Genomic DNA, 12,161 nt, shown 5'->3' on the forward strand with positions numbered 1-12,161 from the left:
CCGATTCTTATTGGGCAGGGCTGGATGGGGGAACCACGACGTCGGCACGCACGGCATGCACATCGAGGCTGATCTGGTATTCGGTGTATTGGCGTGCCGGCACGTTGAGCACCGTGCGCCACTCGGCGCGGTCCAGTTCGCGATAGCCCACCAGCAGGCCGATCTGGCGGGTGGACGGGTCGAGGTCGCGCTGGATGCTCAATTGCTGGCCGGGCAGGATCACCACTTCGTCCTGGTCGAGCAGGTCGAGGCCGAGGGTCGACTGTGCGCGATCGGCCAGGGCGAAGTAGTCGGAACGGCTGAAGGTGGCGGCGTTTTTCAGTTCGAAAATCCGCACCCGTACCGGGGCTGCCTGGCCATTGGCGCCGGGGTTGAGCCCGGCGATGGCATGGAAATGCAGCTCGACGGCGGCGGTGTCTGCCTCAGCTTCGGCGGCCTCGGGCTTGGCCGCATCCTTGGCACACGCCGTCAGCAGAAGCGCGGTGGCGACTGCGAGTAAAAACCTGGGAATCATCCTGCGTCCTCAATGACGTACTTAGCTATCCGTTGTTCCATGTACTGCGTTGTTAGTGACGCTGTCGGCTGCTGTGCGCTTCGTAGGCACGGCTGAATTCACGCCCGAACAGGTCCTGGAAATCTTCCTGGGCCTCGCGGGAAATATTGCTGTAGAGCTCGGTGAACTGCTGCCAGTACTGGGCCTGGCGCGAGCCGTTGAAAATGCTCGATAGCCCGCCGGGCTTGCCCATGCGCTCTTCGAGCTGCGCCGGTTCAAAGCGCGTCAGCAGGTGCTTGATGGCGGCTTCGACCCCGGCCATGACGGCCAGTTGGTGGGCGCGCAGATCGTCGAAACTGTCGCGCACGGCCAAGTCCGGCGCCATAAACGCCTGATTGCTGTGGCGTAGGAGCAGCAGTAGCGCTTCATCGGCATTCGGGGCGAATTTCAACGGATTGTTTTCCACCGGTTGAATTACCGTCTGCTGCATGCGGAACTCGCCCTTGAGGCTGCTGCGGGCACGCAACACGTCGATCAGGCCTTCGACCATCAGCCGGTAACTGCGGCCGATGCTTTCCATCTGGGCTTCGGCCTGGGCCTTGTCCAGGCGCAACTGATCGAGGCCCGCACCACGCAGGAAGGCTTGCAACAGGTCGGGCTGGCTGGCATCAGCCACCGGGAGCGGGCGCTCGACCTTGGGCGGCTCGATGACCGGCGGCTGTGGCGGTGTTGGCGGCGGCGGTGCAACAGGCCTGGGTGCCGGGGCATCGCCGAACAGATCCCAGTCTTCGGGGATTACTGAGCCCGAGACCACCGGCGCAGGCGGCTCAGCCACGGGCAGCGGTGTCGGCGGGCGGAAGTCGTGCTGCTCGGCCGGCACGTGATCGTGCACGGTGGCCGGCGGTACGCTGGTGGGCGCGAGGAAGTCGAACAGGTCCGGCAGGGTGTCCATCGACGAGGCGCCCTGGAACTGCGGCGCGATCACCGGAGGTGGCGTCGGGGCCTTCACGGCGGCGCCCATCAGGGCTTCGAAACTGTTGGACGCGTCACCGGTGAAAGACGGGGTATCTGTCACTTTCAGGTTGAAATCGATACGCGCCTGGATCTCGTAATCGCCGATGCGGATCAGTTCGCCGTCCTGCAATGGCTCGCTGCTTCCCCGCCGCAAACGAATACCGGCATGCACTAACTCAACTCCATTAGTGCTGTTATCAGTTAAGTAGTAACGACCATCTTTGTACTGAATAACGCAATGTTGCGTGGAAACAAGACGTTCTGGATCAGGCAGTACCCAGTCATTTTCGGAACCGCGGCCAATAGCCATCACTCCCTGATCCAGGGACTTTTCAGAACACTGGCCAGGGGTAATCTTGTGATAACTAGTGATAGTCAAGCACAGCGACATCTTGCCTCCTTGCTGATACTTCGCGCGCGGCCGTTCCCTGGGAGAAATGCTCCGAGAGATCCACGACAGATCCTTTCAAAACCTTGAAAGCCTGCTTCAACCCGCGTAATTGCTGATCTTAACCGGCCTGTATGACAAAAATCCTGCCTCGGCACCTGCTTCGACTGATCAGTCGCACAAGATGTTAAGCACCGCACATCTGTCATAGAGGGCGAATAGCTTACCTTGACAAGGCATAAGTACTACACCAAAAATGCACAACTTCTTGAACACCAATGATGGCACTTTGAAATCAGCATGATGTCAAAGCGCTAAATAAGACCAAGAAAACATGCAAAGTTCCTCGCGCAACTAATGCATGAGTTGCCCGTCATCTAACGGGCTGATAGGGAGATCGAATTTAGTGGATGTGCCTCTGCTGCTCGCCGCCGTTTCCGCGACTTCGCCCTGTGGCGAAGACTTGGAATATGACGCCGATTACTTGCATCTTGAGCGTGCCGCACAGGGTCAACCCGAGCGCAGCATGGGCGACTCGATCCTGCCTGCCGAACCTCCGGAATGGCGCAGCATCCAGCAGCAAAGTCTCGACCTCCTGCAACGCAGCAAAGACCTGCGCATCACCCATTTCCTGTTGCAAGCCGCCCTCGCCCTCCAGGGCATTGCAGGGCTTGCCGACGCACTCGCACTGATCAACGCGCTGCTGCGCGAATACTGGGCCGACCTGCATCCGCGCCTGGATGCCGATGACGACAACGACCCCACCGTGCGCATCAACGCCCTCAGCGGCGTGGCCAGCGACGCGAACATCCGCCTGCTGCGTGAGGCCATTCTCACCCGTTCGCGCACCTTCGGGCCCGTCAGCCTGCGCGCCGCGCTGAATGCCAGCGGGCTGCAGAGTTTCCCCGGCGAAAACCTCGGTGCCGAACAGCTTAACGGCGCATTCCTCGACAGCGATGCCGAGCAATTGCAAGCCACCCGCGACGCGCTGAACGCCGCCCGCGACGCCTGTGAGGCCATCGAACAATACGTCAGCGACCAGGTAGGTTCCGCCCAGGGCGTGGACCTCGGCCCCTTGAAGCAACTGCTCAAGCAGGCCGTGCAGATACTTAACCAATACGCCCCGCACAGCGGCGCCGCCAGCGAGCCCGAGGTTGTCAGTGACGACAATGCCCCCTCGGTTGAATACGCCGCCGCGCCCGTTGCAGCACGCCCGACCGGCGACATCGCAAGCCGCGATGAAGTGCTGCGCAGCCTCGACAAGATCCTTGCGTACTACACCCGGCACGAGCCTTCGAGCCCGCTGCCGGTGCTGTTGAACCGGGCGAAGAATCTGGTGCACGCCGACTTTGCGGCCATCGTGCGCAACCTGATTCCCGACGGCATGTCCCAATTTGAAAATCTGCGCGGGCCGGACAGCGAATAAGCGTACGGATCGCGCAGTTACAACACCGTCGCTCAAGCGACCAGGAGCAGCAACGTGGCGAAGCAAAGTTCTCAGAAATTCATCGCGCGCAACCGTGCGCCTCGGGTGCAGATCGAGTACGACGTCGAGCTCTACGGCGCCGAGAAAAAGGTCCAGCTGCCCTTCGTCATGGGCGTGATGGCCGATCTCGCCGGCAAGCCCGCCGAACCTCTGGCGCCTGTGGCCGACCGCAAGTTCCTTGAAGTGGACGTCGACAACTTCGACTCGCGCCTCAAGGCCATGCAGCCACGCGTCGCGTTCCACGTGCCCAACGAGCTGACCGGCGAAGGCAACCTGAGCCTGGACATCACCTTCGAAAGCATGGACGACTTCAGCCCCGCCGCTGTGGCGCGCAAGGTCGATTCGCTCAAGCAACTGCTCGAAGCCCGCACCCAGCTGGCCAACCTGCTGACCTACATGGACGGCAAGACCGGCGCTGAAGAAATCATCATGAAGGCGATCAAGGACCCGGCACTGCTTCAGGCACTTGCCAGCGCGCCCAAGCCTGCAGGGGAGCAGTAATCATGACTGACAATACCGCCCGCGAAGGCACCCAGATCCTGGGTACCACCGAAGAAGCCAGCGAGTTCGCGAACCTGCTGCTGCAAGAATTCAAACCCAAGACCGAGCGTGCCCGCGAAGCCGTGGAAACCGCTGTGCGCACCCTGGCCGAGCAGGCTCTGGCCCAGACCGACCTGGTGTCCAACGACGCGATCAAGTCGATCGAATCGATCATCGCCGCCATCGACGCCAAGCTCACCGCCCAGGTCAACCAGATCATCCATCACCAGGATTTCCAGCAGCTGGAAAGCGCCTGGCGTGGCCTGCACTACCTGGTGAACAACACCGAGAGCGATGAGCAGCTGAAGATTCGCGTGCTCAACATCTCCAAGCCGGACCTGCACAAGACCCTGAAGAAATTCAAGGGCACCGCGTGGGACCAGAGCCCGATCTTCAAGAAGATGTACGAAGAAGAATACGGCCAGTTCGGCGGCGAACCCTACGGTTGCCTGGTGGGCGACTACTACTTCGACCAGTCGCCTCCCGACGTGGAGCTGCTGGGCGAGCTGTCGAAAGTCTGCGCCGCCATGCACGCACCGTTCATTGCCGCCGCTTCGCCAACCGTGATGGGCATGGGCTCGTGGCAGGAACTGTCGAACCCGCGCGACCTGACCAAGATCTTCACCACCCCGGAATACGCCGGCTGGCGCTCGCTGCGTGAATCGGAAGACTCGCGCTACATCGGCCTGACCATGCCGCGCTTCCTGGCGCGCCTGCCGTACGGTGCCAAGACCGATCCGGTGGAAGCCTTCGCCTTCGAAGAAAACACCGACGGTGCCGACAGCTCCAAGTACACCTGGGCCAACGCCGCTTACGCGATGGCGGTGAACATCAACCGTTCGTTCAAACACTTCGGCTGGTGCTCGCGCATCCGTGGCGTGGAGTCGGGCGGTGAAGTCGAGAACCTGCCGGCCCACACCTTCCCGACGGATGACGGTGGCGTGGACATGAAGTGCCCGACCGAAATCGCTATCAGCGACCGCCGCGAAGCGGAACTGGCGAAGAACGGTTTCATGCCGCTGCTGCACAAGAAAAACACCGACTTTGCCGCCTTCATCGGCGCCCAGTCGTTGCAGAAACCGGCCGAATACGATGACCCGGACGCCACCGCCAACGCCAACCTGGCCGCGCGCCTGCCGTACCTGTTCGCCACCTGCCGTTTCGCTCACTACTTGAAGTGCATCGTGCGCGACAAGATCGGTTCCTTCAAAGAGAAGGACGAGATGCAGCGCTGGTTGCAGGACTGGATCCTCAACTACGTCGACGGTGACCCGGCGCACTCCACCGAAACCACCAAGGCCCAGCATCCATTGGCTGCCGCCGAAGTGATCGTGGAAGACGTCGAAGGCAACCCGGGGTACTACAACTCCAGGTTCTACCTGCGCCCGCACTACCAGCTCGAAGGGCTGACCGTGTCGCTGCGCCTGGTATCGAAACTGCCTTCGGCGAAAGGCGCGTAACACCGTCGCTCGTTCCCACGCTCCGCGTGGGAATGCCGCCCGGGACGCTCCGCGTCCCAGTGACGCAGAGCGTCACAAGATGCGTTACCACGCAGAGCGTGGGAACGATCAGCGTTAACAAATTCTGTGGCTGAGACCACACAGGGAGAAAACATGGCTGTTGATATTTTCATCAAGATCGGCGACATCAAGGGCGAGTCCATGGACAAGGCCCACAAGGACGAAATCGACGTGTTGAACTGGAGCTGGGGCATGGCCCAGTCCGGCAACATGCACGTGGGCGGTGGCGGCGGTGCGGGCAAGGTGAACATCCAGGACCTGTCGCTGACCAAGTACGTCGACAAGGCCTCGCCCAACCTGATGATGCACTGCGCGAGCGGCAAGCACATCGACAAGGTCACGCTGACCGTGCGCAAGGCCGGCGGTGAAAGCCAGGTCGAGTACATGATCATCAACCTGGAAGAAGTGCTGGTCACCTCCCTGAGCACCGGCGGTTCGGGCAGCGATGACCGCCTGACCGAAAACGTGACCCTGAACTTTGCCCAGGTGATGGTGGACTACCAGCCACAGAAAGCCGACGGCACCAAAGACGGCGGCGCGATCAAGTTTGGCTGGAACATTCGCTCCAACACCAAACGCTGATTGCCCCTGTAGCCGCCACCCCAAGTGGCGGCTGCAAGCCCCCTGTTCCTCTCGCAACCCGTCCGTGGAGCTGCTTTGGTGGTAACTGAAATTGCTTCCCGCGATCGCCTGCAACCGTCCCTGCTGGACCGGTTGACCGACGATGACCCGACCAATCCCAAGGAAAGCGCCGACAAACGCGTGCTGTCCCTGAGCCAATTGAAAGCCTCGGTGCTGCGTGACCTGACGTGGCTGCTCAACACCACTTCACTGCTCAACGCCGATGCCACGCTGCACACGCCGGCCGGTACGTCGGTGGTCAATTACGGGCTGCCGGCGCTGGCGGGCAACAGTGTCTCCAGTGTCGACATCAGCGCCCTGGAAGCCTTGATTCGACAAGCCATCGCCACCTTCGAGCCGCGCATCCTGCGCCACACCTTGCGGGTCAAGGCACGCGTCGGCCACGGTGAGATGAACCACAACGCCCTGAGTTTCGAGATCGAAGGCGACCTGTGGGCGCAGCCGGTGCCGTTGCGCCTGTTGCTGCAAACCGACCTGGACCTGGAGTCCGGCCATGTGCGTGTGGTCAATGCCGACCAGCGGAGACGCCCATGAACCCGCGCCTGCTGGAGCTGTACAACCAGGAACTGCACCACGTGCGCGAAAGCGCCGCCGAGTTCGCCAAGGAATACCCGAAGATCGCCAGTCGGCTGACCCTGTCCGGCATGGACTGCGCCGACCCGTACGTCGAACGCTTGCTCGAAGGCTTTGCGTATCTCACGGCCCGGGTCCAGCTCAAGCTCGACGCCGAGTACCCGACCTTCACCAACAACCTGCTGGAGATCGCCTACCCGCACTACCTGGCGCCGACCCCGTCGATGACCGTGGTGCAGTTGCAGGCCGATCCCGATGAAGGCTCCCTGGCCAGTGGTTTTCCACTGCCCCGCGACACCGTCCTGCGCGCCGCCTTGGGCCGCGAAACCCAGACCTGCTGCGAGTACCGCACCGCGCACCCGGTGACGCTGTGGCCGTTGCAGGTCGCCCAGGCCGAGTACTTCGGCAACCCGTCCGCCGTGCTCGGGCGTTTGGCTGCCAGCGAACCCAAGGCCAAGGCCGGCCTGCGCCTGACCTTGCGTACCGGCGCCGAGCTGCCGTTCAACAGCCTCGCGCTGGATAATTTGCCGCTGTACCTCAGCGGTGCCGACGAACAACCGTTCCGCCTCTACGAACAACTGCTGGGCAATGCCTGCGCGGTGTTCGCGCGCAAGCCCGGCGGTGACTGGGTTGAGCGCCTGCCGCCGGATGCCTTGCGCTCCCGGGGTTTCGATGACGCCGATGCGGCGATGCCGGTGGTGCCTCGGGCATTCCAGGGCTATCGCTTGCTCCAGGAATACTTCGCCCTGCCCCACCGTTTTCTATTCGTTGAATTCGCTGAGCTGAGCCGCGCCGTCAAGCGCTGTGACGGCCAGGAGCTGGAACTGATCGTGCTGTTCGACCGCCACGATCCGAGCCTGGAAGGCAGCGTCGGCAAGGCGCAATTCGTGCCGTTCTGCACCCCGGCAATCAACCTGTTTCCCAAGCGTGTGGACCGGATTCACTTGTCCGAGCGGGTCAACGAACACCATGTGATCGCCGACCGCACGCGACCGATGGATTTCGAGATTCACTCCTTGAGCGGCATCACGGGCCACGGCACCGGACCGGAGCAACCGTTTTTGCCGTTCTACGCAGTACGCGATCCATCGCGCTATGGCCGTGACCAGGCTTACTACACAGTGCGTCGCGAACCCCGCGTGTTGTCCAGCGACCAGCGCCGCAACGGGCCGCGCTCCACCTATGTGGGCAGCGAAACCTTCGTCAGCCTGGTGGACACCCAGCAAGCCCCGTACCGCCATGACCTGCGCCAACTGGGCGTGACCGCACTGTGCACTAACCGCGACTTGCCGCTGTTCATGAGCGTGGGCAACGGCAAGACCGACTTCACCCTGGCCGACAGTGCGCCGGTCTTGGCCGTGCGCTGCGTCGCCGGGCCAAGCCGCCCGCGCGCCAGCCATGCCCATGACGCCAAGGCCTGGCGTCTGATCAGCCAGTTGTCGTTGAACTACCTGTCGCTGAGCGAGCAAGGCCAGGGCGCCGCCGCGCTGCGTGAACTGCTGCGCCTGTATGGCGACAGCAACGACGCCGCCCTGCAATTGCAGATCGAAGGCCTGCGGGAAGTCAGCAGCAAGGCGGTGACCCGGCGCCTGCCGATGCCCGGCCCGATCGTGTTTGGCCGCGGCCTTGAGATCACTCTGGAATTTGATGAAAACGCGTTCCGCGGCACCGGCGTGTTCCTGCTCGGTGCGGTGTTTGAACGGTTCCTGGCACGCTACGTGTCGATCAACAGTTTTACCGAGACGGTGATCCGTACCACCGAACGCGGCGAGATCATGCGATGGAAAGCCAAGCCCGGACGCCGTCCGACCCTGTGAGTACCCTGGATGCGATGCATCAGGAGCCCTGGGAATATGACTTCTTCCAGGCGCTGCGGCGCATCGAGTGCGAATCGCCGGACCTGCCACGCCTGGGGCACTCCCTGCGCCTGGCGGATGACCCGCTGCGTCTCGGGCAGCAGGCCGATTGCACCTTTGCGCCGGCCACATTGGCCTCGGTCGAACCTGGGGCTGAAGGCCAGCCGGCACGGCTGGAGCAGTTCTTCTTCGGCCTCGGCGGCCCCAACGGCCCGCTGCCGCTGCACATCACCGAGTACGTGCGTGAGCGCCAGCGCAACAACGCTGACAGCACCAGCAAGCGCTTCCTGGATGTGTTCCACCACCGCCTGCTGACCCTGTTTTATCGCGCCTGGGCCGAGGCACGGCCGACCGTCAGCCATGACCGCCCGGACGATGACTACTGGTCGGCGCGCCTCGCCGCATTGAGCGGTCGCGGCACCCCGAGCCTGCTCAACCAGGGCCTGATCCCCGACACGGCGAAGCTGCATTACAGCGGCCACCTGTCGGCGCAAACCCGCTACCCGGATGGCCTGAAAGCGATTCTCGGCGAGTACTTCGGCCTGCCGGTGGAGATCGAAGAATACGTCGGCCAATGGCTGGAGCTGCCCGAACGCAGCCGCGTGAGTGTCAGCGCCAACCAGCTGGGCGTGGACTTTTGCCTCGGCAGCCACGTATGGGACCGCCAGCATAAATTCCGCATTCGCCTGGGCCCGCTGAAGCTCGATGACTACATGGGCATGCTGCCCGGCAGCCAGCCGTTCAACGAGCTGGTGGCGTGGGTCGCCGAGTACCTGGGCCACGAACTGGACTGGGACCTGAACCTGGTTCTGCACCAACCGGAAGTGCCGGCCCTGCAACTCAACGGCCAGTTCCGCCTGGGCTTCAACACCTGGCTCGGCCAACCCGAGCATGACGCCAACGACCTAATCCTGGCCCGGCATTACGCCGAACACGCCAACACCTCAAGGAATCCAGAGCATGGGTGAAATCAGTCGCGCCGCACTGTTCGGCAAACTCAACAGCGTGGCCTACAAGGCCATCGAAGCCGCCACCGTGTTCTGCAAGCTGCGGGGCAACCCGTACGTGGAACTGGCCCACTGGTTTCACCAGTTGCTGCAACTGCAGGACTCTGACCTGCACCGCATCATTCGACAGTTCAATGTCGAGCCGGCGCGTCTGGCCCGCGACCTGACCGAAGCCCTGGACCGCCTGCCCCGTGGCTCGACGTCGATCACTGACTTGTCGTCCCATGTGGAAGAAGCGGTCGAGCGTGGCTGGGTCTACGGCAGCCTGATGTTTGGCGAAAGCCAGGTGCGCACCGGTTACCTGGTGCTGGGAATTCTCAAGACGCCGAGCCTGCGCCATGCGCTGTTGGGCTTGTCCGGTGAGTTCGACAAGATCAAGGCCGAAACCCTGAGCGAACGCTTTGATGAATACGTCGGCGACTCGCCCGAAAATGCACTGAGTGCCAGCGACGGTTTCAACGCCGGTGCTGTACCGGGCGAGGCCAGCGGCGCCATGGCCCCGAGCGCGATGGGCAAGCAGGAAGCCCTCAAGCGCTTCACCGTCGACCTGACCGAACAGGCCCGCAGCGGCAAGCTCGACCCGATCGTCGGGCGTGACGAAGAGATCCGCCAACTGGTGGACATCCTCATGCGTCGCCGCCAGAACAACCCGATCCTTACCGGTGAAGCCGGCGTCGGCAAGACCGCCGTGGTCGAAGGCTTCGCCCTGCGCATCGTCGCCGGCGACGTACCACCCGCGCTGAAAGATGTGGAACTGCGCAGCCTCGATGTCGGCCTGCTGCAAGCCGGCGCCAGTATGAAAGGCGAGTTCGAACAGCGCCTGCGCCAGGTCATCGAAGACGTCCAGGCCTCGCCGAAACCAATCATCCTGTTTATCGACGAAGCCCACACCCTGGTAGGTGCCGGTGGCGCCGCCGGGACCGGTGACGCGGCCAACCTGCTCAAGCCTGCCCTGGCCCGCGGCACCTTGCGTACCGTGGCCGCCACCACCTGGGCCGAGTACAAGAAGCACATCGAAAAAGACCCGGCCCTGACCCGTCGCTTCCAGGTGGTGCAAGTGGCCGAGCCGTCGGAAGACAAGGCGTTGCTGATGATGCGCGGCGTGGCTTCGACCATGGAAAAACACCATCAGGTGCAGATCCTCGACGAAGCGCTGGAAGCGTCAGTGAAGCTGTCCCACCGCTACATTCCGGCGCGTCAATTGCCGGACAAATCCGTGAGCCTGCTGGACACCGCCTGCGCCCGCGTCGCCATCAGCCTGCACGCGGTGCCGGCAGAAGTCGACGACAGCCGCCGCCGTATCGAGGCACTGGAAACCGAGCTGCAAATCATCGCCCGCGAGCACGCGATCGGCATCGCCATCGGTGCGCGCCAGACCAACAGCGAAGCGCTGCTGAGCGCCGAACGCGAGCGCCTGGCCACCCTGGAAAGCCGTTGGGCCGAAGAGAAAACCCTGGTGGATGAGTTGCTCGCCACCCGTGCGACGTTGCGCGAAAAATCCGGTGTCGTGGACAGCGGCGATGATCAATTGCGGGCCCAATTGGTAGACCTGCAACAACGCCTCAGCACCCTGCAAGGCGAAACCCCGCTGATCCTGCCGACCGTGGACTACCAAGCGGTGGCCTCGGTGGTCGCCGACTGGACCGGCATCCCGGTGGGCCGCATGGCCCGCAACGAACTGGAGACGGTGCTCAACCTCGACCAGCACCTGAAGAAACGCATCATCGGCCAGGACCACGCCTTGCAGATGATCGCCAAGCGCATCCAGACCTCCCGCGCCGGCCTCGACAACCCGAGCAAGCCGATTGGCGTGTTCATGCTCGCCGGCACCTCCGGTGTGGGCAAGACCGAAACCGCCCTGGCCCTGGCCGAAGCCATGTACGGCGGCGAGCAGAACGTCATTACCATCAACATGAGCGAGTTCCAGGAAGCCCACACCGTGTCCACCCTCAAGGGGGCGCCACCGGGCTACATCGGCTACGGCGAGGGCGGCGTACTGACCGAAGCCGTGCGGCGCAAACCCTACAGCGTGGTGCTGCTGGACGAGGTGGAAAAAGCCCACCCGGACGTGCATGAAATCTTCTTCCAGGTGTTCGACAAAGGCGTGATGGAAGACGGCGAAGGCCGGGTGATCGACTTCAAGAACACCTTGATCCTGCTGACCACCAACGCCGGCACCGAGCTGATTTCCCAGGTCTGCAAAGACCCGGCGAACATCCCCGAGCCAGAGGAAATCGCCAAGGCCCTGCGCCAGCCGCTGCTGGAGATTTTCCCGCCGGCGCTGCTCGGCCGCCTGGTGACCATTCCGTACTACCCGCTCAGCGACGAGATGCTGAAAGCGATAACCCGCCTGCAACTCAACCGCATCAAGAAGCGCGTGGAGAACACCCACAAAGTCGCCTTCGATTACGACGACGACGTGGTCGACCTGATCGTGTCCCGCTGCACCGAAACCGAAAGCGGCGGGCGGATGATCGACACCATCCTCACCAACAGCTTGCTGCCGGACATGAGCCGCGAATTCCTCACCCGCATGCTCGAAGGCAAGGCGCTGGCGGGCGTGCGAATCAGCACACGGGATAACGAATTGCACTACGACTTCAACGATTGACCTGACGGAATGCGATCAAAACTGTGGGAGC

Annotated in this window: 10 protein-coding genes; 8 read left to right on the forward strand and 2 right to left on the reverse strand. The window is 62.8% G+C overall.

The annotated features are described in order from the left end of the window. Nucleotides 1-7: 7 nt before the first annotated feature. Both tssJ and tagH read right to left on the reverse strand, forming a co-directional pair. Nucleotides 8-514 (reverse strand): type VI secretion system lipoprotein TssJ, encoded by a 507-nt coding sequence (gene tssJ, locus HX821_RS04705; RefSeq protein WP_003213332.1) that lies wholly within the window; start codon nt 512-514, stop codon nt 8-10. Between the two features lie 52 nt (nt 515-566). Continuing rightward, nucleotides 567-1,898, reverse strand: a complete 1,332-nt coding sequence (gene tagH, locus HX821_RS04710; RefSeq protein ID WP_023659289.1) for a type VI secretion system-associated FHA domain protein TagH — start codon at nt 1,896-1,898, stop codon at nt 567-569. A 403-nt stretch (nt 1,899-2,301) separates the two neighbouring features. Between tagH and tssA the strand changes: the two genes are divergently transcribed. The 8 genes from tssA (at nt 2,302) to tssH (ending at nt 12,130) form a co-directional block, all read left to right on the forward strand. Further along, a complete protein-coding gene (gene tssA / locus HX821_RS04715; protein ID WP_087693721.1) occupies nt 2,302-3,321 on the forward strand; it encodes a type VI secretion system protein TssA in 1,020 nt (339 codons plus the stop codon). Nucleotides 3,322-3,375: 54 nt separating this feature from the next. Then, nucleotides 3,376-3,882, forward strand: coding sequence for a type VI secretion system contractile sheath small subunit (gene tssB / locus HX821_RS04720; RefSeq protein WP_003213340.1), 507 nt, complete (start codon nt 3,376-3,378; stop codon nt 3,880-3,882). A 2-nt stretch (nt 3,883-3,884) separates the two neighbouring features. Continuing rightward, nucleotides 3,885-5,381, forward strand: a complete 1,497-nt coding sequence (tssC, locus tag HX821_RS04725) for a type VI secretion system contractile sheath large subunit (RefSeq protein WP_003213343.1) — start codon at nt 3,885-3,887, stop codon at nt 5,379-5,381. 153 nt (nt 5,382-5,534) lie between these two features. Further along, the gene (locus tag HX821_RS04730; RefSeq protein ID WP_003213345.1) at nt 5,535-6,023 is read left to right on the forward strand and encodes a type VI secretion system tube protein Hcp; all 489 of its coding nucleotides are present in this window, start codon (nt 5,535-5,537) and stop codon (nt 6,021-6,023) included. 78 nt (nt 6,024-6,101) lie between these two features. Continuing rightward, entirely contained in the window at nt 6,102-6,617 is a 516-nt protein-coding gene (gene tssE, locus HX821_RS04735; RefSeq protein WP_003213348.1) for a type VI secretion system baseplate subunit TssE, read from the forward strand. Next, nucleotides 6,614-8,473, forward strand: coding sequence for a type VI secretion system baseplate subunit TssF (tssF, locus tag HX821_RS04740; protein WP_063033828.1), 1,860 nt, complete (start codon nt 6,614-6,616; stop codon nt 8,471-8,473). Before tssE ends, tssF begins: the two co-directional genes overlap by 4 nt. Continuing rightward, nucleotides 8,437-9,480: a type VI secretion system baseplate subunit TssG gene (gene tssG, locus HX821_RS04745; RefSeq protein ID WP_134327536.1), complete on the forward strand. Its 1,044-nt coding sequence runs from the start codon at nt 8,437-8,439 to the stop codon at nt 9,478-9,480. Before tssF ends, tssG begins: the two co-directional genes overlap by 37 nt. Next, the gene (tssH, locus tag HX821_RS04750; protein WP_177035350.1) at nt 9,473-12,130 is read left to right on the forward strand and encodes a type VI secretion system ATPase TssH; all 2,658 of its coding nucleotides are present in this window, start codon (nt 9,473-9,475) and stop codon (nt 12,128-12,130) included. Before tssG ends, tssH begins: the two co-directional genes overlap by 8 nt. The last annotated feature ends 31 nt before the right edge of the window (nt 12,131-12,161 follow it).

Source organism: Pseudomonas sp. B6001 (assembly GCF_013386015.1).
Taxonomy (GTDB): domain Bacteria; phylum Pseudomonadota; class Gammaproteobacteria; order Pseudomonadales; family Pseudomonadaceae; genus Aquipseudomonas.

What these genes read in the sequence shown, in the direction of transcription:
- tssJ (WP_003213332.1), bottom strand. Translation starts at nt 514, where the DNA reads ATGATTCCCAGGTTTTTACTCGCAGTCGCCACCGCGCTTCTGCTGACG.
- tagH (WP_023659289.1), bottom strand. Translation starts at nt 1,898, where the DNA reads ATGTCGCTGTGCTTGACTATCACTAGTTATCACAAGATTACCCCTGGC.
- tssC (WP_003213343.1), top strand. Translation starts at nt 3,885, where the DNA reads ATGACTGACAATACCGCCCGCGAAGGCACCCAGATCCTGGGTACCACC.
- HX821_RS04730 (WP_003213345.1), top strand. Translation starts at nt 5,535, where the DNA reads ATGGCTGTTGATATTTTCATCAAGATCGGCGACATCAAGGGCGAGTCC.
- tssF (WP_063033828.1), top strand. Translation starts at nt 6,614, where the DNA reads ATGAACCCGCGCCTGCTGGAGCTGTACAACCAGGAACTGCACCACGTG.
- tssG (WP_134327536.1), top strand. Translation starts at nt 8,437, where the DNA reads ATGGAAAGCCAAGCCCGGACGCCGTCCGACCCTGTGAGTACCCTGGAT.
- tssH (WP_177035350.1), top strand. Translation starts at nt 9,473, where the DNA reads ATGGGTGAAATCAGTCGCGCCGCACTGTTCGGCAAACTCAACAGCGTG.